Genomic DNA, 20,201 nt, shown 5'->3' with positions numbered 1-20,201 from the left:
GTGTCGCTGCCGACGACCGGCGAGGCGCCGCTGGTGGTCCAGGGACGCAGCGGGGGCCTGCGGGAGGTGGCCGGACGGCGCTTCCTGCTCAGCCTCCTCGTCCGCAAGGAGCTCCGCGTCCGGTACCGCGCGTCGGTCCTCGGCCTGGGCTGGTCCTACGTCAAGCCGGCGGTGCAGTTCGGCGTCTACTTCGTCGGGCTCGGACTCGTCCTGCGGCAGAACGCGATCGGCGACTACGCCGTGTACCTCTTCGGTGGGTTGGTGGTCATGACGGTCTTCGGCGAGGCCGTCGGCAACGCGACGCGCTCGGTGGTGGCCAACGCCGACCTGGTCCGCAAGATCTACCTCCCGCGTGAGCTCTTCCCGGTCTCCAGCCTCTGCGTCGCCGGGGTGCACCTCGGCCCGCAGCTGCTCGTCCTCGTGATCGGGGCCCTGGTCGCCGGGTGGTCGCCGGACCCTGTCGGCCTGCTGGCCCTGCTGGGAGCTCTGGTGCTCGTCGGGGTGCTGGCCCTCGGCCTCGGGCTGCTGCTGGCGGCCGTGAACGTGCTGTTCCGGGACGTCGAGAACGTCGTCGACCTCGTCCTCATGGTCGTCGTCTGGACGAGCCCGGTCCTGTACCCCTGGCAACGCGTCGCAGACCTGCTCGGCCACGGCTCGACGCTCCTGGCGATCTACCAGTCGAACCCGCTCACGGTCGCCGTCGAGCTCGTGCACCGCGGCACCTGGGCGCACGCCTCACCGGGGAACGCCGCTGCCCTGCCGGGTGACCTGGGGGTGCGCGTGGCCAGCTCCTTCGCCATCGCCCTGGCGCTGCTCGCCCTGGGGCAGTGGGTGTTCCGCTCGCTGTCGGGCCGCTTCGCGCAGGAGCTGTGATGGTCGCCCCCGTGTCCGCCGTGGAGCTCGACGGCATCTCCAAGCACTTCAGCCTGCGGCACACGCACTCGCTCAAGGAGAGCGTCGTGTGGGCCCTGCAGGGTCGCGCCCGCCGTGACGAGTTCACCGCGTTGCACCCGGTCGAGCTCACCATCGGCCGTGGTGAGTCCGTGGCGCTGTTGGGGCGCAACGGATCCGGCAAGTCCACCCTCCTCAAGCTCGTCGCCGGCGTCATGGCCCCGGACACGGGCGAGGTCCGCGTGCGGGGACGGCTGGCCGGGCTGCTCGAGGTCGGCGCGGGCTTCCACCCCGACCTCACCGGGCGCGAGAACGTCTACCTCAACGCCTCGATCCTCGGTGTCGAGAGAGCCCGGATCGAGGAACGCTTCGACGACATCGTGGCGTTCGCCGACATCGGGCCGTTCCTCGACACCCAGGTGCGGTTCTACTCCTCGGGCATGTTCCTTCGCCTCGCCTTCGCGGTCGCGGTCCACACCGAACCGGACGTCTTCCTCGTCGACGAGATCCTCGCCGTGGGTGACGAGGCCTTCCGTGCCAAGTGCCTCGACCGCATCGAGCTCCTCCGCGCCCAGGGCCGCACCCTCGTCGTCGTCAGCCACGACCTGCCGCTGGTCGAACGGCTCTGCGACCGCGGGGTCGTCCTGGACCGGGGCCACCTCGTCGCCGACGCCCCCATCGGCGCGGCCGTCGCGGCCATGCGGGTGGCAGGTTGAGCGCCTGGTGTGCCGCGTGGCCGGCCCTCGTCGCCGCGTGCGGCGTCCTGGTCCTCCCGGGACTGGTCGTCGCCCTGGCAGCCGGGCTGCGCGGCATACCCGCCCTGGGTCTGGCGCCGGCACTGTCGGTGACGACGGTGTCCGTCACCGCCGTGGTCGCGGGGCGGCTCGGCGTGCCGTTCGGGATGGGTGTGGTGGCCCTCGGTGCCGTGGTCCTGTCCGCGGCGATGGTGGGGGTGCTCGCGCTGGCCCGTTCCCTGGGGCTGCGGTGCCCCGAGGCGCGAACGGTCGGGCACCTCCCGGACCTGGCCGGGCTCGGCGGGGCCGCAGTCGGGGGCGTGTGCGCCGCCGTGGCCGTCGCCCGCGGGATCGGCCGGCCCGACGTGTTCCCCCAGACGTTCGACGCGATGTTCCACCTCAACGCCGTGTGGACCGCCCTGCGCAGTGGCGACGCCTCGTCGTTGACCCTCGGCACGGTCGCCGCCCCGGAGCGCGCTGCAGGCTTCTACCCCGCCGCCTGGCACGGCGTGACCGTCCTCGTCGCCCAGCTCAGCGGTGCGGGGGTCATCGTGTCGGCGAGCGCGGTGTCGGTGGCGATCGCCGGGGTCGTCTGGCCCCTGGGCTGCGTGTTCCTCGTGCGGCAGACCGTGGGCGTCCGTCCCGGCGTCCTGCTGGCCGGTGGCGTCCTCGCCGCGGCCTTCGGCGCGACGCCCCACCTGCTCCTGTCGTACGGGACCTTGTGGCCGAACGCCCTCGCCACGGTCCTGCTCCCCGCCGTGCTGGCGTGTGCGGTGACGGTGCTGCGGGTCCCCGAGGGCGGGATCGGTCACGGCGGTCCCATCGAAGCCCCCGCGAGCTGGCGGACCGACGAGCTCCGCGCGGCGGACCTGTCGTTGGGCCGGTTCCGGGCGGGTCTGGTCGCCGTGGCGGTCGTCCCCGGGATGGCACTGGCGCACCCGAACGCGGTGCTGAGCGCCGTCCTGCTCGTCACCGTCGTCGCCCTCGTGTCCGGGTGGCAGTGGGTGGCGAGACCCCGGACCTCCACCGCCCGGCGGGTCGCGGTCGGCGTCGCGGCCCTGCTGCTGGTGTCGACCGAGCTCTGGGTGGTCGCGCAGTCCCCGGTGTTCGCGGCGACCCGACGGACGAGCTGGCCGGCCCGCCAGGGACTCGCGCAGGCCGCGGGGGAGTGGGCGCTGTCGGCACCGGTGCGCACCCCCGTGCCGTGGCTCGCGGCAGCGCTGGTGCTGGTCGGGTGCGTGACCGCGTGGAGGCGACCCTCGTGGCGCTGGTTGGTGCTGGCGCACGCTGCGGCCGGCGCCGCGTTCGTGGTCGTGGCCGGCAGCGACGGACCGGTCTCCCGCACGCTGAGCGGGCCCTGGTACGACGACCCGTTCCGCCTCGCCGCCCTTCTCGGGGTGACGGCTGTCCCCCTGGCGACCGTGGGTCTGGCCCACCTCGCCGACGGGGTGGGTGACCGAGCAGCGGCGTCGCGCTGGCCGGAGCGTCTCGTCGCCGCCGCGGCGATCGGGTTCGTCGTCGTGACCGGCGGCGTCTACACCGGCTCCAACACCCGGGTCGTGGCCACGTGGTACGCCGGCCAGGGCATGGTCGGCTCCGGGGAGGAGTCGCTCCTGCGCCGCCTGCCCGAGCTCGTCCCGGCCGGGAGCACCGTGGCCGGGAACCCGTGGAACGGCTCGGTCCTGAGCGCGCCGCTCGGCGACCGGGCTGCGCTGTTCCCGCACCTTCAGGGCAGCTGGGGGCCGGACCGTGCCCTGGTGGCCGCGGACCTGTCCGCTGCCGCCAGCGACCCCGACGTCTGCCCGGCCGTGCGTCGCCTGCGGCTGGGGTACGTGCTGTCGGGCCCGGTCTCGTTCTGGAAGGGCGACTGGCGTCAGGCGGCCTACCGGGGACTCGACGTCTCCCAGGCGCCCGGGTTCGTCCCCGTGGCCAGCGGCGGGCGGCTCACGCTCTACCGCATCACGGCCTGCTGACGCGGCGGCCGGGTCAGCTGCCGCCGCAGACGTCCCGACGACCTGGAGCCCGAGGCTCCGGGAACGCGAAAGCGCCTCCGCCGTCCCAGAGCGGGAGCTGGCGGAGGCGCTGGACGTGCGGCCTACCCCTGATTGTCGGCCGCAGTCGGGGCCCGCGGCGGATGAAACCGGGACCTTCGACGCTGTCGGTGGGCTTCGCCGCTGGAGTGGGGGTGCGCTTGGCCGTCCCGACACGTCGACGGTACGCCTCGGAAGTGCGCGAGCGGCAGGGGCTTGACCGGACCTTTGCCCTCCGTGGGCCAAGTCCATACCCCGGAGCCCGTCAATCCGCCCCATATCTCGCATGCTGGGCTCTGCCGGAGCGGGCCCAGCTGCTCGGGTGCCCGTAGGCTGGTGAACCGACCACGGACACCACTGACTGCGGCAGAGAGCAGGACCGAGAGCCATGCCTGGGTTTGCCGGAGCGCGACGGTCACGCGGGTGAGCGAGGCACCCGACCGACTGCACCGACTGCAGGCACTCGTCGAGGTCGAGGCCCCGGCCGATGCCGCGAGCGACCTGGCCGGGAGGCTGGACCGGATCTGCCGTGCGTCCGTGCAGATCCTGGCCGTGGCCGGTGTCGGGGTCTCGGTCATGGACAGGGCGGCGCGTCCGCTCGGCACGATCGCTGCGTCCAGCCCGTTCGTCCGTCGCCTGGAGGAGGTGCAGTTCACGCTCGGTGAGGGCCCGAGCGTGGAGGCGTCCTCGGCACGGAGCCCGGTCCTCGAGGACGACCTGACCGGTTCCGGGGCACGTCGGTGGCCCGCGTATGCCGCGTCAGCAGAGGAGCAGGGAGTGGCCGCCGTCTTCGCCTTCCCGATCCAGATCGGCGCGGCCCGCCTGGGAGCACTGGTTCTGTACCGGAAGGAGCGTGGCCCGCTGGCCCACGAGGTCGTCCTCGACGCCCTGGGGCTCGCCCGGATCTGCCTGAACACCATGCTGAGCGTGCCGGCGGCCGCACTGAGCCGGGATGCGGACGGGCTCGGCGACGCGGACGGGCTCGGCGACGGCGACAGGTTGGGCGACGGCGACGGGCTCGGCCTCAACTCGGAGGTGTACCAGGCCCAAGGGGTCCTCACGGTGCAGCTGGGAGTTCCCCTGACCGAGGCCATGCTGCGGCTCCGGGCTCGTGCCTACGCCACCGAACGTCCGCTGGACGAGGTCGCCCGGGACGTCCTCGCCGGTAGGATCGACCTCACCCGGGATGACCTGTGATTACGAGCATGGCCCGTCCACGAGACCGGGTCGACGGGAGCACACCATGAGCACCATCTCCAGCGCACGTCTGGCGGAGACCTTCGTCCAGGTCGCGGACACCCTGGTCGACGACTTCGACCTCATCGACTTCCTCACCCTGGTGACCGAGCGCGCCGTCGAGCTCGCGGGGTCCTCGGCGTCGGGCCTGCTCCTCAGCGACGAGCACGGACGGCTGCAGTTCATGGCCGCCTCGACGGAGTCGGCCAGGCTCATCGAGCTCTTCCAGGTCCAGCGTGAAGAGGGTCCGTGCCAGGACTGCTTCCGGACCGGGGTGGCGATCTCGGAGTCGGCTCTCGAGGAGAGCTCGGGGCGATGGCCGAGCTTCGCACCCCGCGCCGTCGAGGCCGGCTTCCGGTCCGTGCACGCCTTCCCGCTGCGGCACCAGCAAACGCTGATCGGCGCCCTGAACCTCTTCGACTCGGTCCCGCGGGAGTTCTCAGGCACCGACGCGAACCTGCTGCAGTCCCTGGCCGACGTGGCGACGATCGGCATCCTCCAGGAGCGCGCCATCAGGCGCGGCGAGCTGCTCACCGAGCAGCTGCAGCGGGCCCTCAACAGCCGCATCACCATCGAGCAGGCGAAGGGGGCCCTGTCGCAGCTGCACGGGACCACCCCGGACGCGGCCTTCGAGATGCTTCGCTCCTACAGTCGCGGGCGCCACCTTCGGCTCACCGACGTCGCCGACGCGGTGCTGCACGACCCCACGAGCCATCCGGACCTGACCTCGGCGCAGCGCCAAGGGTGATCAGGCGGGAGACGCGAGCGCGCCCCCTCGACCAGAGGCGGTGGGGGGTTGCCTCGGGAGGGGGCACGCTGTGACCTGCCCCGGCGCCGATCCCCCCACGGAAGCATGCTCCAGAGGACCGAGTCCATGGTCTGGGGCAGCACCTCCACCATAGAACTCATCTGCCGCCACCGACAGCCCTGGGCATGGCTACTTTCCCGCTCCGCGAGTCCCTGGCGCAGACGAGCGCCAGCACCGCGCAGTGGGTGTCATGCATCCGTCGAAGTCGTACAGGAGGTGGGGCAGGTCGGGCTTGAACCGACGACCGACGGATTATGAGTCCGCTGCTCTGACCGACTGAGCTACTGCCCCGGCACCAGCTCGGCTGTCACCGGCTGGGCGCGGTGAGCCTACCGGCAGCCCTCACAGGGAGTCACAGGCACCGACAGCCCCGGCACTCCTCCCGCAGTGCACCGGCACAGACGCCGGTCGCACTGTGGAGCTCCACCAACCAAGGAGCACCCCGTGAAGATCACCATCGTCCCCGTCGCCGCCGGTCTCGCGCTCGCCACCGGCATCGCCATCACCGGCGCGTCCCTGGCCAGCGCCGACCAGGTCACGTCGTCCACCGCCACGTCGTCGTACCCGCCGTCGACCGGGTCCGGCGCGGCCGCCGACCCCAGCAAGGCCATGCGCTCGGACGAGAAGCTCCTGACCGGAGACGTGGCCGCGAAGGTCACCGCGGCCGCCAAGGCCAAGGAGCCCACCGCGACGATCGAACGGGTCGAGACCGACTCCGACGGAGTGTTCGAGGCCCACATGGTCCGCGCCGACGGCACCCACATCATCGTCCAGATCGGGAAGGACTACGCCGTGACAGCGGTTCAGGAGGGCGGCCAGGGCGATGGGCAGGGCGGTGGGCCGGGCGGTGGGCCGTCCGCTGGGCAAGGAGCCGGGGGAGCAGCGCCCACCCAGGGCGAGGCGCCGGCAGCCACCTCCAGCTCGACGACCTGACCGCACCATCCTCCCGTCGCACCCACCTCGCACCAGCATGGGCGGGGTGGGCGCGGCAGACCGGTATGGCGCGCGGCCGGGCGCTGCTCACCGCCCGCCATACCCGTCGGTGAACATGTGCTGGACGGGACTCGTGATAACGCTGGTGCCGAAGTGGTGCGTGGTGCACAATGGTCGCCAGCAGGTCCCAACTGAAGATCGCGGCAACACGCCGGTGACCCGAGATGTGCGCAGGTTCGTGGGGAAGACGTCCCTCGCACACCCAAGGAGGCCCGGATGTCTGTCGCGATGCCGCGTGTCACGACTCGCGGGGTGGTGTTCATTCACTCCACCCCCAAAGCGCTGTGCCCGCACATCACCTGGGCGCTCGAGTCAGCCCTCGACCGCCCGCTGGCCATCGACTGGACCCCGCAACCGGCCGGGGCCGGACTGGTGCGCGCCGAGCTCGCGTGGACGGGTGTGCAGGGCACCGGCGCCAAGCTCGCCTCGACGCTGCGCGGGTGGGACAACCTGCGCTACGAGGTGACCGAGGAGCCGAGTCCCGGCGCCGACGGGTCACGCTGGTCGCACACGCCGGCCCTGGGCATCCACCACACCTGGACCTCGGCTGCGGGAGACGCCGTGGTCAACGAGGACCGGCTGCGGGAGGTCCTGCGGTTGTCGCAGGGTTCCCCGGAGGCGATGTCCGACATGCTCGAGGAGCTCCTCGGGTCGGACTGGGACGCGGAGCTCGAGCCGTTCCGCTACGCCGGTGACGGCGCGCCCGTGCGATGGCTCCACAAGGTCGGCTGACCCAGGTCAGCAAGGCAGGGACGAGCCGGCGAGGCCTCCGGGGGGAGGCTCACCGGCTCGTCTGCGTGCCGGGCCGCAGCCGGCCGGAGAGAGATCCCCGCTGACCTGCGGGATTCCCGGGTCCGGGACGGGTTTCGGTAGCGTGTCGCGCTGATCGTCCGACCCTGGAGGTATCTGTGACCCGCCCCAAGGCCAGTCCGCTGGTGTTCGTGGGGGTGCTGGCCACGGCTGGTGCGGGGATCCTGCTGTGGTGCGCCTGGCTCGTCCTGACCGCCCCGCTGCCCGGCGACGCAGCGGCCGCAGCCTGGGCCCTCTGGCTGCTCGCCGTGGCCGCGTTCGCCACGCTCATCGCCTACCTGCGCGAGCTGGTCCGGCACGGCGCACTGGCCCGTCGCGGCAGCTGGAAGCCGCGGCCGGGGCTGCTGCTGCTCTGGGTCGCCGGTCTCACGGCCCTGCTGGCGTTCCCGTTCGTCCTGCCCGAGCGGTCCGGCGCGACCCGGTCCGACCGACCCGCCACCCAGGACCGGTCGGCGCCCGATACGTCGCCGCCAGGGGGAGCGACGCCGGACGGCACCACGGCCTCAGCCGGCTCCGCGGCGACCGGCGCCTCGCGGTCCTCGACCGCCACGCGAGCGCCCTCCCCGGCCGCCGACCACCTCCACGGTCGTCACCGGGTACGCCCATCCGCGGCGTGACCCTGCCCCAGCCCCGCGCTGAACCGGGTCTGGACGGAGTCGGCGAGACGCCCGCCGTCAGCGGACGATGCGGCCGGCCCGCCCGGCCCGCGCCTGGACCACCGCGTGCTGCCCGACCTCGAGCGGCTGCTCGATGGTGCCGGCAGAGGGCAGGAAGGTGCGCCCGGCGCGGGCGCGGATGACGCTCAGCTCGTGGACCTCGAACAGCTCCAGGGGCAGCGTCCAGAACGACGGGCTGTGCTCGATGACGACCACGTCGCCGTACTGGTGCACCCCGGTGATCAGCGAGTAGCCGTACTCCACGGACGAGTCGTGGTCCCGGACCCGCAGGCTCTCCTGCCCCACGGTGACGGCGATGAACCGTCCCGGGACCACCTCACGGGCCAGCCACGCCTCGTTGCGGCCCATGGTCATCAGGACGATGGCGCCATATGCGGCGAGGGCCACCGCGGCGAGCCCACCCATCAGCCACCAGGTCAGCTCGGCGGCCCCCCCGGGGTGCCGCCAGGCACAGAACAGGGCCGTCAGGGCCGCCACGGCGAGGACGGGCGCGAGCTGGCGCAGGACGAGGGGGCTGCGGAGGGTGTGCGACCACAGGGCTGCCCGGAACCGTCGGGGCAGGCGGTCGTCGACGACCTGGATGCGTTCGACGCCCCAGCCCCGCGCTCCCGATGCACCAACCACCCGCGACCTCCCTGATCGGACTCACGGCCGCAAACTGGCCGCGACTCGATGATCACGAAGACATCACGGGACGACCACCCTCCGAACGGCTGACTTGCCGTTAACTCAGGCAACCGCAGGGGTCACACTGAAGTGAAAACCACCGCCACGTTGTGGCCACCGAACCCGAACGAGTTGTTCAGTGCGGCGATGTCGCCGGCGGGAAGCTTGCGTGCCTCGCCGTGCACGACGTCGAGCTTGATCGCCGGGTCGAAGTCGTCGAGGTTGATGGTGGCGGGGGCGAGGCGGTGGTGCAGGGCGAGGATCGTCAGGACGCCCTCGAGCGCACCGGCGGCACCGAGCAAGTGCCCCGTCATCGACTTGGTCGCACTGACGGGCATGCCGTCCGCGTCGTCGCCGAAGGCCCGGCGGATCGCGTTGGACTCGGCCACGTCGCCGACCGGCGTCGACGTCGCGTGGGCGTTGACGTGGACGATGTCCTTGGGCGTCAGGCCGGCGCGCTGGACGGCCTCGACCATGGCTCGGGACGCACCGGCGCCCTCGGGCTCGGGCGCCGCGATGTGGTGGGAGTCCGCAGACATGCCCACGCCGCCGACCTCGGCGTAGATCTTGGCACCGCGGGCCTTCGCCGCCTCGTACTCCTCGAGCACCACCACGGCCGCACCCTCACCGAGGACGAAGCCGTCGCGCCCGGTGTCGTAGGGGCGCGAGGCTCGCTCGGGGTCGTCGTTGCGGGTCGAGAGGGCCTGCATCGCGGCGAACCCCGCGATGGGCAGCGCGTGCACGGCACCCTCGGTGCCACCGGCGACGGCGATGTCCGCACGACCGTTCCGGATCATGTCGTACGCGTAGCCCATCGCCTCGAGGCCGGAGGCGCAGGCGGAGACGGGGGTGTGGGCGCCGGCGCGGGCCCCGATCTCGAGCGAGACCGCGGCCGACGAGGCGTTGGGCATCAGCATGGGGACGGCAAGGGGGAAGACGCGGCGCGGGCCCTTCTCGCGCAGGTTGTCCCACTGCGACAGCAGCGTCCACACCCCACCGATGCCGGTGCCGATGCAGGCCGCCAGGCGCTCGGGGTCGCCCTCGGGCGACCCGGCGTCGGCCCAGGCCTCACGCGCGGCGATGAGGGCGTACTGCGCGCTCGGGTCCATGCGGCGGACCTCGACCTTGCTCAGCACCTCCTCGGCAGGGGTCTTCAGCGTCGCGGCGAACTTCACGGGGAGGTCGTACTGCTCCACCCACTCGTAGGGCATGGTCCGGGCACCGGACCGGCCGGCGAGGATGGCGTCCCACGTGTCGGGGACGTTGCCGCCCACGGGGGTGGTGGCTCCGAGGCCCGTGACGACGACGCGTCGTTCGGCGGTCATGTCTGGGTGCTCCTTCGTGAGGGGTGCTGCGGTGGAGGGTGGTGCGTGGTGCTGCTGCGGGGTGGCGGCCGGCGAGCCGGGTATGGCGCGGGCGCGCCACCCCGCTTGTGGTGCGGGTGCGGCGTCAGCCGCAGGTCAGCTCTGGCTCTTCGAGATGAAGGACACGGCGTCGCCGACGGTCTTGAGGTTCTTGACCTCGTCGTCGGGGATGCGCACGCCGAACTTCTCCTCGGCGTTGACCACGATGGTCATCATCGACAGCGAGTCGATGTCGAGGTCGTCGGTGAAGGACTTGTCGGACTGCACCGAGTCGGTGTCCAGACCGGTCTCCTCGTTGACGATCTCGGCCAGTCCCTCGAGGATCTCCTGCTCGCTCTGTGCCATGTGCTTGCGCTCCTTGGTTGTCCGACGGGTGTCGGTGTGGTTGGTCGTTGGTCGGCCCGGTCGTGCACCCCGCGGGCCCGCGGGAGTCGTGGGTGCCGCTAGGGCAGGACGATGACCTGCGCGGCATACACCAGGCCGGCACCGAAGCCGATCTGGAGGGCGAGGCCGCCCCGGGGTGCCTCACCCTCGCGCAGCATGCGCTCGGTGGCGAGGGGGACGGAGGCGGCGGAGGTGTTGGCGGTGTCGGCGATGTCGCGGGCCACGGCGATGTCGCTGGGCAGCTTGAGCTGCTTGATCATCGCGTCGATGATCCGCATGTTCGCCTGGTGGGGGATGAACGCGTCGAGGTCCTCGGGGCGCACCCCGGCGGCGTCGAGCGCCTTGAGCGCGACGGGGGCCATGCCCCAGACGGCCCAGCGGAACACGGTCTGGCCGGCCATCCCGATCGCCGGCCAGCCGAGGTCCTGGTCGCGGACGTCGACCCAGGAGTCGCGCTGCGAGATGGCCTTCCACTGCGCGCCGTCCGAACCCCACACGGTTGGGCCGATGGCCGGGGTGTCGGACGGCCCGACGATGGCCGCGCCGGCGCCGTCGCCGAAGATGAAGGCGGACCCACGGTCGTTGAGGTCGGTGAAGTCGGAGAGCTTCTCGACGCCGATGACGAGGACGTGGCGGGCGCTGCCGCCACGCACCATGTCGCTCGCGAGGCTGATGGCGTGGCAGTAGCCGGCGCACGCGGCCGAGATGTCGAACGCAGCGGCCTGGATGCCGAGCCGGTCGGCGACGATCGGCGCCGCGGCCGGCGTCTGGAACGGGTGGGTCACGGTCGCGACGATGACGGCGTCGATGGCGGAGGCCTCGAGCCCCGCCATGGCCAGGGCCTCGTGCGAGGCGGCGACGGACATGTCGACGACGGACTCGTCCTTGGCGGCGAAGCGGCGGCTCTTGATGCCCGAGCGCTCCTGGATCCACTCGTCGGAGGAGTCGATCGCCTCGACGAGCTCGGCGTTCCACACGACCCGCTCGGGGCGGTAGCCGCCGACGCCGAGGATCCGCGAGAACGTGGCTCCGGCGGGAGCGGTGATGGTGCCGGTGCCCTTGGGGGCGGGTGTGGTCATGTCAGGCCTCTTGCGCGTCGTCGGAGATGAGCTGCTGGGCCGCCGCGAGGTCGTCGGGCGTCTTCACGGCCAGGGTGGTGACCCCGGGCATCCCGCGCTTGGCGAGCCCCACGAGGGTGCCGGCCGGGCTGAGCTCGATGAGCGTGGTGACGCCCTGCTCGACCATCGTCTGCATGCACAGGTCCCAGCGCACCGGGTTGCTCACCTGCTGGACCAGGCGGGTCAGGACCTCAGCGCCCGAGCCGACCGCGGCGCCGTCGCGGTTGGACAGCAGGGTGACGCCGGGATCGCTGACGTCGAAGCCCTGGGCGAGCTCGCCGAGCGCCTCGACGGCGGGGGCCATGTGGGTGGTGTGGAACGCGCCCGCCACCTGCAGCGGGATGACGCGCGCCTTGGCCGGCGGGTCGGCGAGCAGCGCTGCCAGCTGGTCGAGGGTGCCGGCGGCGACGGTCTGGCCGGCGCCGTTGGCGTTGGCCGCCGTGAGGCCGTGGCGTTCGAGGACGGCGGCCACCTCCGCGGGGTCGCCACCGAGGACGGCGCTCATCCCGGTGGGCGTGGTGGCGCTGGCGGCTGCCATGCCGGCGCCGCGCTCGCGGACGAACACCATCGCGTCGTGGTCGGACAGCACCCCCGCCAGGGCCGCCGCGGTGATCTCGCCGACGGAGTGGCCGGCGGTGACGCCGACGGTGCCCGCCGGGCCGCTCGGCAGCAGCACCGCGGCGGTGGCCAGGCCCGCGCCGACGATGAGGGGCTGGGCGACCGCCGTGTCCTTGATCGTCTCGGCGTCCGAGGTCGTGCCGTGCGCCACGAGGTCGAGACCGGCGACGTCGGAGAGCGACTCGAGCCGCTCGCGGAAGGCAGGCAGCTCGAGCCAGGGCGCGAGGAAGCCGGGGGTCTGGGAGCCCTGTCCGGGGCAGACGATTGCGAGCACGATCCCAGCCTTGCGGTCCCCACCCGACGGAGGCGTGACCGTTCCGCACGAACATCCCGGGCCCGTTTTGGAGGTTTCCTCCAATTGATCTCCGCCGGCGTGACCGGTGCCACGTCGTCAGCCGGCGGGCGTGTAGCGCACCGCGGAGGGGCCGGGGCGGCTCAGCCGACCCAGGGCCAGGGCGATCCGCACCGTGTGGGCGTCGTGGGGATCGGTCAGCTGGTAGCCGGTGAGGTCGGCGATCTTGCCCAGGCGGTAGCGCACGGTGTTGGGGTGCACGAAGAGCAGCCGGGCCGTGCCCTCGAGGCCGCCCCCGGTCTCGAGGTAGGACGCCGCGGTCTCGAGCAGGGCACCCCCGCTCGAGGAGAGCGGGTGCCAGATCCGGTCGAGCATGAGCGCGCGGGCAGGGGCGTCGCCGATGAGGACGCGCTCGGCCAGGAGGTCGTCCGCAGCCACCGGTCGGGGTGCTTCGGGCCAGGCCTGCGCGCACGAGTGGCCGGCGAGCGCCGCCCGCGCGGAGCGGCCGGCGGCGAACAGGTGCGGCACCGTCGGACCGACGACCACGGGGCCCTCGCCGAACTGGTCGCCCACCTCACGCGCCGCCACCATGGCGTCGTCGACGTTGCCGATGATGCAGACCAGGCGGCGTCCCTGGACCGCGGCGAGGGTGTCCACTCCCACGCGCTCAGCCGCCCTGCGCAGGCCGTCGACCACTCCGGCCGAGCTCCCGGGAGGCGTGCTCCCGGCGATGACGGCCACGCGGGTGGTCGAACCCCAGCCCAGCGCGGCGGCCCTCGACTGCATGGAGTCGTCGGCCTCACCACGCAGGACTGCATCGACCACGAGCCCCTCGAGCCGCGCGTCCCACGCCCCGCGGGCCTCGGCCGCGTGCGCGTAGACCTCGGCCGCTGCGAACGCGATCTCGCGCGAGTACCGCAGCACCGACTCGCGCAGGGCCTGCTCCTCACCGGGCTCCGCGAGGGCCGTGGCGTCCTGCTCCACGACGTCGACCACCGAGCGCACGAGGTCGAGGGTCTGCCTCAGCGTGATCGACCGGGTGAGCTCACGGGGTGCGGTGCCGAAGACGTCCGCCGTGACGGGGATGTGGTCGCCGCCCTCGCGCAGCCACGCGATGAAGGCCGCGATGCCGGCCTGGGCGACCAGCCCGACCCATGACCGGTCCTCCGCCGACAGGGCGCGGTACCAGTCGTGCGCGGTCTCCATCCGCCGGGTCGCGCCGCTGGACAGCTCCCCGGCGGCACGCTCCACCCGTTGCAGGGTGGCGGGGGAGGTCGTGACCGTCGCGGGCGCCATACGGGGAGTCTATTTGTATGACGCCCACAACCACCGGGGGAGCGGCCCCAACGGTTCGACGCACCTTCACCTGACCGACACCGCAGGGTCGCCCACGGCCGAGGGCGGGTTCCTAGCGTCGCGGGCATGACCAGAACCCTCCCCGCCCTGGCCGTCACCGGTGCCCTCGTCCTGGGTGCCACCGTTGCCCTCGCCGGGCCGTCCGCGGCTGCACCCTCGGGCCGCACGACCACCTCCTCCGCCACCGACCGGGCGGACCGCACCGCCACCACCGACCGGGTCCGCAAGACCACCGGGCCCCTCGTCATCGCGCACCGCGGTGCCTCCGGCTACCGGCCCGAGCACACCACCGGTGCCTACGAGCTCGCGGTCGCGCTCGGTGCCGACTACATCGAGCCCGACCTCGTCATGACCAAGGACGGGGTCCTCGTCGACCGGCACGAGCCCGAGATCTCCGGGACGACCGATGTCGCCGACCACCCGGAGTTCGCCTCGCGTCGCACGACCAAGAACCTCGACGGTGTCGCGACGACCGGGTGGTTCACCGAGGACTTCACCCTCGCCGAGCTGCGCACGCTGCGGGCCAAGGAGCGGCTGCCCCAGATCCGCCAGGAGAACACGCTCTACGACGGTCGGTACAGGGTGCCGACGTTCGAGGAGGTGCTGGCGCTGCGCGAGAAGCTGTCCAAGGAGTACGGCCGGAAGATCGGCATCATCCCGGAGATCAAGCACTCGACGTACTTCCACGCCAAGGGGCTCAACCCCGAGGCTGCGCTCATCAAGGCCGTCCGCAAGCACCGGCTCGACACGCCGAAGGCGCCACTGTGGGTCCAGTCCTTCGAGCTCACCAACCTCGTGGAGCTGCGGACGACCTACGGCTACCGCGCCAACGAGGTCTTCCTCGCAGGCGCCACCGGGGCGCCGTACGACCTCGTCAGCAAGGGCGACCCGCGCACGTACGCCGACCTGCTGGCGCCGGCCAGCCTGAAGCGGCTGTCCCGGACCATCGACGGCATCGGTCCCGACAAGAACCTCGTGATCGGCCGCCGCGCCGACGGGACGCTCGCCTCTCCGACCGGTCTGGTCGCTGCCGCCCACGCTGCCGGCCTCAAGGTGACGCCGTACACCTTCCGTGCGGAGAACACCTTCCTGCCGACGGACTACCGCGTCGGGTCCGACCCCGCCGACTTCGGACGGGCGGTCGACGAGGTGGTGGAGTTCATGAAGGCCGGTGTGGACGGCGTCTTCTGCGACCAGCCCGACATCTGCGTCACCGCGCGCAAGGACTTCCTCGGGCAGAGCGAGTGAGCGAACCCGTTCCGACGACGAACGCCCGGTCCCTCGGGGGCCGGGCGTTCGTCGTGCGTCAGGTCGACGGAGCTCAGACGTGGTCGCGCCACGAGTGCTGCGGGTCGTAGCCCAGGACCCGACGCGCCTTGTCGATGCCCAGCAGCGTCTCGTGCTCGCCGAGCTCCTTGCGCACCTCGACACCGGGGAACACCTCGGCCACCAGCTCGGCGCTCGACCGGCTCATCACGGTGTCGGCGTTCGCGATGACGAACACCTCGACGCCGGGCTCGGTCCGCTCGAGGCCCAGGCGCACGGCCTGGGCGCCGTCGCGGGCGTCGATGTACCCCCAGAGGTTCCACTTGCGCAGGGTCGCGTCGGCGTCGAACGACGGGAACGCCTGGTAGTCCTCGGGATCCATCACGTTGGAGAAGCGCAGCCCGACCATGGTGAGCTCGGGGTCCCAGCGGCAGAAGTGGGCCGCCATCTCCTCCTCGAGCGCCTTGTTGAGCGAGTAGGTGCTCTCGGGGCGGGGGTGGTACTCCTCGTCGACCGGGACGTACGGCGGTGGAGTGTCGAAGGGCAGGCCGAGGACCGTCTCGCTCGAGGCCCAGACGATGCTGCGGATCCCCAGCGCCCGGGCGGCGGCGAACACGTTGTAGGTGGCCGCCGAGTTGTTCGCGAAGGTCGCCGCGTTCGTCGTCAGCCCGGGGGCCGGGATCGCCGCGAGGTGCACGACGGCGTCCACCGGCCCGGTGTGCTCGTCCACCCCGCCGGAGAACGCCTCGAGGACCTGGCCGTAGTCGGTGAGGTCCACGGCGACGAACGGGGTCTGCGGCGACTCGGGCCGGGTGCGGTCGAGGGCGAGGACGTCGTAGCCGCTCTCGGCGAGGTGGGCGACGACGGTGCGGCCGAGCTTGCCGGAGGAGCCGGTCACGGCGACGCGGCGCCGCGGGTTCTGGGGGGATGGGGAGGTCATGTCCCCATCCTCTCCCAGACTGCGCCGGCCCACAGAACAGGTATGCCGCCTGCTCACGGTGAGCAGGCGGCATACCTGTTGTGCGACAAGCGAATCAGGCGGTCAGCTGTCGCCGCCCGCGTTGCCGGAGGTGCCGGCGGTGACGTCGAGCAGGCGGTAGCGGGCCGCCGCCTCACGCGGGACGTTGCCGTCGATCTCGCCACGGGCGGCCAGCATCTGCAGCGCGCGCACCGCGACCGAGGGGCCGTCGATGTGGAAGTAGCGACGCGCAGCCGGTCGGGTGTCGGAGAACCCGAACCCGTCGGCGCCGAGCGACGCGAAGTCTCCGGGCACCCACTGCTGGATCTGGTCCTGCACCTGGCGCATGTAGTCCGACACCGCGACGACCGGGCCGCGGGTGTCCTGCAGGCGCTGGGTGACGTAGGGGACCCGGCGCTCCTCGTCGGGGTGCAGGAACGCCTGCTCGTCGCAGGCGAGCCCGTCACGACGCAGCTCGTTCCACGAGGTCACCGACCACACGTCGGCGACGACGCCCCAGTCGTTGCGCAGCAGCTCCTGGGCCTCGAGCACCCACGGCACGCCGACACCCGACGCGAGCAGCTGCACGCGCGGGGCCTCGTCGCCCAGGCCGTCGGTGATGCCGGGGGCGAAGAGGTACATCCCCTTGAGGATGCCCTCGCTGTCCACGTTCTCCGGCTCGGCGGGCTGGCTCATCGGCTCGTTGTAGAGCGTCACGTAGTAGATGACGTTCTCCGGGTTGTCGCCGTACATCCGGCGCAGCCCGTCCTGCATGATGTGGCCGATCTCGAAGGCGAACGCCGGGTCGTAGGACACGACCGCGGGGTTGGTCGCCGCGAGGATGTGGCTGTGGCCGTCGGCGTGCTGCAGTCCCTCACCGGTGAGGGTCGTGCGGCCGGCGGTGGCACCCATGAGGAAGCCGCGCGTCATCTGGTCAGCAGCCGCCCAGATCGAGTCTGCGGTCCGCTGGAACCCGAACATCGAGTAGAAGACGTAGATCGGGACCATGGGCTCGCCGTGCGTGGCGTAGGACGTGCCGGCGGCGGTGAAGGCCGCGATCGAGCCTGCCTCGTTGATGCCGAGGTGGAGGATCTGCCCGTCCTTGGCCTCCTTGTAGGCCAGCATGAGCTCGGCGTCGACGGAGGTGTAGTTCTGCCCGTGCGGGTTGTAGATCTTGATCGTCGGGAAGAACGAGTCCATGCCGAACGTGCGGGCCTCGTCGGGGATGATCGGCACGACGCGCTTGCCGAACTCCTTGTCGCGCATGAGCTCCTTGAGCAGCCGGACGAACGCCATCGTCGTGGCGACCTGCTGCTTGCCGGTGCCCTTCTTGACGATGTCGTAGGCCGACGAGTCGGGCAGCTTCAGCGGCTCGTGCTCCACGCGGCGCAACGGCAGCGAGCCGCCGAGCTTCTCGCGGCGCTCGCGCAGGTACTGGATCGTCGGGTCGTCGGCTCCCGGGTGGAAGTAGGGCGGACGGTACGGGTCCTTCTCGAGCTGCTCGTCGCTGATCGGGATCTTCAGGCTGTCGCGCAGGCCCTTGAGGTCGTCGAGGGTGAACTTCTTCATCTGGTGCGTGGCGTTGCGGCCGGCGAAGTGGCTGCCGAGCCCGTAGCCCTTGATCGTCTTCGCGAGGATGACGGTCGGCTGGCCGGTGTGGTTCATGGCGGCCTGGTAGGCGGCGAAGACCTTGCGGTAGTCGTGGCCACCGCGCTTGAGCTTCCACCAGACGTCCTCGTCGGACCAGTCCTTGACCATCTCGCGCGTGCGCGGGTCCTTGCCGAAGAAGTGCTCGCGGACGTACTTGCCGTCGTTGGCGCGGAACGTCTGGTAGTCGCCGTCGCTCGTGGTGTTCATGATGTGCGCGAGGGCACCGTCACGGTCGGCCGCGAGCAGGGGGTCCCAGCCACGGCCCCAGACGACCTTGATGACGTTCCAGCCCGCACCACGGAAGAACGACTCGAGCTCCTGGATGATCTTGCCGTTGCCGCGGACCGGGCCGTCGAGGCGCTGCAGGTTGCAGTTGATGACGAAGGTGAGGTTGTCGAGCTCCTCGCCGGCCGCCAGCTGCAGCAGGCCGCGCGACTCCGGCTCGTCCATCTCGCCGTCGCCGAGGAATGCCCAGACGTGCTGCTGGCTGGTGTCCTTGACGCCACGGTTGTGCAGGTACTTGTTGAACTGCGCCTGGTAGATCGCGTTCATCGGGCCGATGCCCATCGACACGGTCGGGAACTGCCAGAAGTCCGGCATGAGGCGCGGGTGCGGGTACGACGGCAGCGCGAGCGGCTTGCCGGCCACGACGTGGCTGTGCTCCTGGCGGAACCCGTCGAGCTGGTCCTCGGAGAGGCGGCCCTCGAGGTATGCGCGGGCGTACATGCCGGGGGAGGCGTGGCCCTGGAAGAAGACCTGGTCGCCGCCGCCGGGGTGGTCGGCGCCGCGCCAGAAGTGGTTGAAGCCGACCTCGTAGAGGGTCGCTGCGGAGGCGTACGTGGAGATGTGGCCGCCGACTCCGATGCCCGGGGCCTGGGCGCGGTGCACCATGACGCCGGCGTTCCAGCGCAGGTAGGCGCGGTAGCGGCGCTCGACCTCCTCGTCACCGGGGAACCACGGCTCTGCCTCGGGGCTGATCGTGTTGATGTAGTCGGTCGCCGTCAGCGACGGCACCCCGACCTGCATCTCCCGAGCGCGCTCGAGCAGCTTGAGCATGACGTAGCGGGCTCGCTGGCGACCGCCCTCCTCGATGACTCCGTCGAGGGAGTCGAGCCACTCCTGGGTCTCATCGGGGTCGATGTCCGGGAGCTGGCTGGGGATGCCGTTGAGAATGGGTCCGGCTTCCTCGCGTGCGGCCACGGTGGTGAGTCCTTTCTCGCGCCACGGTCGCGGGGTTGCCTGCGACCAGCCCCTATCTTCCCCCCTCGGGAGGCGTCGGTCACAACCCGGTCGGGGCTACTGGCCAGTATCCGGATCAGGCGCCCACATATATGTGCCGCGGTGGTGGGGCCGGGCGCCGCGACGACGCCGTGGCGACGCGACGGTGAGGCGGTGGCGACGCGGTGGCGACCCGACGACCGGGTCAGTCGAGGTCGAGCCGGTGCTCGCCGGAGTAGACCGTGAGCCGCGGGGCCCGGGCGAAGCCGACCAGGGTCAGCCCCGCCTCGCGGGCCAGCCCGACCGCCAGCGACGACGGCGCGGAGACCGCGACCAGGGCAGGGATCCCGGCCATGACGGCCTTCTGCACCAGCTCGAAGCTGGCCCGGCCGCTCACGACGAGGACGTGTCCGCTCAGGGGGAGCCGTCCTTCGCGGCCGGCCCAGCCGATCACCTTGTCGACCGCGTTGTGGCGGCCGACGTCCTCGCGGACCACCAGGGGCTCGCCCTCGGGGGTGAACAACCCTGCCGCGTGCAGGCCGCCGGTCTTGTCGAACACCTTCTGCTGCGTCCGCAGGACGTCGGGCAACCCCGCCAGGACGGCGGGGGCGAGGCGAACGGCGTCGGAGTCGACGGCATACGGGCGGTGGGTGGTGATGGCCTCGATGCTCGTCTTGCCGCACACGCCGCACGCGCTGGTCGTGTACTGGTTCCGCTCGCTGCGCGAGAGGTCCACGGTCACGTCGGGGGCGAGCGTCACGTCGACGACGTTGTAGGTGGGGGAGCCGTTCTCGTCCTCGTCGAGGCAGTGCATCATCTGCGCGACGTCGCTGCCGTGGCGCAGGACGCCCTCGGTGAGCAGGTAGCCCAGGGTGAGGTCGAAGTCGTCGCCGGGCGTGCGCATGGTCACCGAGATCGAGGTGCCGTCGACGCGCATCTCCAGCGGCTCCTCGACGGCGACCGTGTCGGGGCGCGACCGCGACACCACTCCCTCGGGGGTCACCTCGAGCCGGATCGCCGGAGTCCGCTGCGTCACCCTGCCCATGACGCAACGGTATGCGGCGCGGCCGCGCGCCGCTCGCCCGGCCCGGTCCGCAGCCGTCCTCGTGTCCCGCGCTCGTGCCTCGTCCTC

General features: G+C 72.0%; 18 protein-coding genes and 1 tRNA gene. 9 read left to right on the top strand and 10 right to left on the bottom strand.

The window, feature by feature from the left end; translation table 11 throughout:
• From ASC58_RS15345 to ASC58_RS15325, 5 genes are all read left to right on the top strand, one after another.
• The gene (locus ASC58_RS15345) at nucleotides 1-873 is read left to right on the top strand and encodes an ABC transporter permease (RefSeq protein WP_235529264.1); all 873 of its coding nucleotides are present in this window, start codon (nucleotides 1-3) and stop codon (nucleotides 871-873) included.
• Nucleotides 873-1,607, top strand: coding sequence for an ABC transporter ATP-binding protein (locus ASC58_RS15340; RefSeq protein WP_056919923.1), 735 nt, complete (start codon nucleotides 873-875; stop codon nucleotides 1,605-1,607). Before ASC58_RS15345 ends, ASC58_RS15340 begins: the two co-directional genes overlap by 1 nt.
• Nucleotides 1,604-3,598, top strand: a complete 1,995-nt coding sequence (locus ASC58_RS15335; protein WP_056919922.1) for a DUF6541 family protein — start codon at nucleotides 1,604-1,606, stop codon at nucleotides 3,596-3,598. Before ASC58_RS15340 ends, ASC58_RS15335 begins: the two co-directional genes overlap by 4 nt.
• A gap of 480 nt (nucleotides 3,599-4,078) precedes the next feature.
• Nucleotides 4,079-4,852: a GAF and ANTAR domain-containing protein gene (locus ASC58_RS15330; protein ID WP_056919921.1), complete on the top strand. Its 774-nt coding sequence runs from the start codon at nucleotides 4,079-4,081 to the stop codon at nucleotides 4,850-4,852.
• 46 nt (nucleotides 4,853-4,898) lie between these two features.
• Nucleotides 4,899-5,639 (top strand): GAF and ANTAR domain-containing protein, encoded by a 741-nt coding sequence (locus tag ASC58_RS15325; RefSeq protein WP_056919920.1) that lies wholly within the window; start codon nucleotides 4,899-4,901, stop codon nucleotides 5,637-5,639.
• Between the two features lie 277 nt (nucleotides 5,640-5,916).
• Here the strand turns inward: ASC58_RS15325 and ASC58_RS15320 are convergent.
• Nucleotides 5,917-5,990: transfer RNA gene (locus ASC58_RS15320), tRNA-Ile, on the bottom strand.
• Between the two features lie 153 nt (nucleotides 5,991-6,143).
• Here ASC58_RS15320 and ASC58_RS15315 point away from each other — a divergent pair.
• From ASC58_RS15315 to ASC58_RS15305, 3 genes are all read left to right on the top strand, one after another.
• Nucleotides 6,144-6,632, top strand: a complete 489-nt coding sequence (locus ASC58_RS15315) for a hypothetical protein (RefSeq protein WP_056919919.1) — start codon at nucleotides 6,144-6,146, stop codon at nucleotides 6,630-6,632.
• Nucleotides 6,633-6,908: 276 nt separating this feature from the next.
• Nucleotides 6,909-7,424 (top strand): DUF3145 domain-containing protein, encoded by a 516-nt coding sequence (locus ASC58_RS15310; protein ID WP_082553364.1) that lies wholly within the window; start codon nucleotides 6,909-6,911, stop codon nucleotides 7,422-7,424.
• Between the two features lie 176 nt (nucleotides 7,425-7,600).
• Nucleotides 7,601-8,119 (top strand): hypothetical protein, encoded by a 519-nt coding sequence (locus tag ASC58_RS15305; protein ID WP_056919918.1) that lies wholly within the window; start codon nucleotides 7,601-7,603, stop codon nucleotides 8,117-8,119.
• 57 nt (nucleotides 8,120-8,176) lie between these two features.
• Here the strand turns inward: ASC58_RS15305 and ASC58_RS15300 are convergent, their stop codons facing one another.
• The 6 genes from ASC58_RS15300 to ASC58_RS15275 all read right to left on the bottom strand — a co-directional run bounded on the left by ASC58_RS15300 (nucleotide 8,177) and on the right by ASC58_RS15275 (nucleotide 13,917).
• Nucleotides 8,177-8,803, bottom strand: a complete 627-nt coding sequence (locus ASC58_RS15300; RefSeq protein WP_056919917.1) for a hypothetical protein — start codon at nucleotides 8,801-8,803, stop codon at nucleotides 8,177-8,179.
• Between the two features lie 122 nt (nucleotides 8,804-8,925).
• Entirely contained in the window at nucleotides 8,926-10,170 is a 1,245-nt protein-coding gene (fabF, locus tag ASC58_RS15295; protein ID WP_056919916.1) for a beta-ketoacyl-ACP synthase II, read from the bottom strand.
• Nucleotides 10,171-10,305: 135 nt separating this feature from the next.
• Complete coding sequence (locus tag ASC58_RS15290) at nucleotides 10,306-10,554, bottom strand: acyl carrier protein (protein ID WP_056919915.1); 249 nt, start codon at nucleotides 10,552-10,554, stop codon at nucleotides 10,306-10,308.
• A gap of 98 nt (nucleotides 10,555-10,652) precedes the next feature.
• A complete protein-coding gene (locus ASC58_RS15285) occupies nucleotides 10,653-11,672 on the bottom strand; it encodes a beta-ketoacyl-ACP synthase III (RefSeq protein ID WP_056917601.1) in 1,020 nt (339 codons plus the stop codon).
• 1 nt (nucleotide 11,673) lies between these two features.
• A complete protein-coding gene (locus ASC58_RS15280) occupies nucleotides 11,674-12,603 on the bottom strand; it encodes an ACP S-malonyltransferase (RefSeq protein ID WP_056917600.1) in 930 nt (309 codons plus the stop codon).
• Between the two features lie 117 nt (nucleotides 12,604-12,720).
• Entirely contained in the window at nucleotides 12,721-13,917 is a 1,197-nt protein-coding gene (locus ASC58_RS15275; RefSeq protein ID WP_056919914.1) for a CdaR family transcriptional regulator, read from the bottom strand.
• A 126-nt stretch (nucleotides 13,918-14,043) separates the two neighbouring features.
• Between ASC58_RS15275 and ASC58_RS15270 the strand changes: the two genes are divergently transcribed.
• Nucleotides 14,044-15,225: a glycerophosphodiester phosphodiesterase gene (locus ASC58_RS15270; protein WP_056917598.1), complete on the top strand. Its 1,182-nt coding sequence runs from the start codon at nucleotides 14,044-14,046 to the stop codon at nucleotides 15,223-15,225.
• A 73-nt stretch (nucleotides 15,226-15,298) separates the two neighbouring features.
• On the opposite strand, the gene ASC58_RS15265 is transcribed toward ASC58_RS15270, so the two are convergent.
• From ASC58_RS15265 to fdhD, 3 genes are all read right to left on the bottom strand, one after another.
• A complete protein-coding gene (locus ASC58_RS15265) occupies nucleotides 15,299-16,183 on the bottom strand; it encodes an NAD(P)-dependent oxidoreductase (RefSeq protein ID WP_056919913.1) in 885 nt (294 codons plus the stop codon).
• Between the two features lie 102 nt (nucleotides 16,184-16,285).
• Entirely contained in the window at nucleotides 16,286-19,051 is a 2,766-nt protein-coding gene (aceE, locus tag ASC58_RS15260; RefSeq protein ID WP_056919912.1) for a pyruvate dehydrogenase (acetyl-transferring), homodimeric type, read from the bottom strand.
• 223 nt (nucleotides 19,052-19,274) lie between these two features.
• Entirely contained in the window at nucleotides 19,275-20,114 is an 840-nt protein-coding gene (gene fdhD, locus ASC58_RS15255) for a formate dehydrogenase accessory sulfurtransferase FdhD (protein WP_056917595.1), read from the bottom strand.
• Nucleotides 20,115-20,201: the final 87 nt, after the last annotated feature.

Source organism: Phycicoccus sp. Root101 (assembly GCF_001426245.1).
Lineage (GTDB): Bacteria > Actinomycetota > Actinomycetes > Actinomycetales > Dermatophilaceae > Pedococcus.
The sequence above is the reverse complement of the archived record's forward strand: the minus strand, read 5'-3'. Positions and strand labels throughout refer to the sequence as shown.

Coding starts and splice junctions, on each gene's coding strand:
- ASC58_RS15340 (WP_056919923.1), top strand. CDS start 873: ATGGTCGCCCCCGTGTCCGCCGTGGAGCTCGACGGCATCTCCAAGCAC.
- ASC58_RS15325 (WP_056919920.1), top strand. CDS start 4,899: ATGAGCACCATCTCCAGCGCACGTCTGGCGGAGACCTTCGTCCAGGTC.
- ASC58_RS15310 (WP_082553364.1), top strand. CDS start 6,909: ATGTCTGTCGCGATGCCGCGTGTCACGACTCGCGGGGTGGTGTTCATT.
- fabF (WP_056919916.1), bottom strand. CDS start 10,170: ATGACCGCCGAACGACGCGTCGTCGTCACGGGCCTCGGAGCCACCACC.
- ASC58_RS15290 (WP_056919915.1), bottom strand. CDS start 10,554: ATGGCACAGAGCGAGCAGGAGATCCTCGAGGGACTGGCCGAGATCGTC.
- ASC58_RS15285 (WP_056917601.1), bottom strand. CDS start 11,672: ATGACCACACCCGCCCCCAAGGGCACCGGCACCATCACCGCTCCCGCC.
- ASC58_RS15275 (WP_056919914.1), bottom strand. CDS start 13,917: ATGGCGCCCGCGACGGTCACGACCTCCCCCGCCACCCTGCAACGGGTG.
- ASC58_RS15270 (WP_056917598.1), top strand. CDS start 14,044: ATGACCAGAACCCTCCCCGCCCTGGCCGTCACCGGTGCCCTCGTCCTG.
- ASC58_RS15265 (WP_056919913.1), bottom strand. CDS start 16,183: ATGACCTCCCCATCCCCCCAGAACCCGCGGCGCCGCGTCGCCGTGACC.
- fdhD (WP_056917595.1), bottom strand. CDS start 20,114: ATGGGCAGGGTGACGCAGCGGACTCCGGCGATCCGGCTCGAGGTGACC.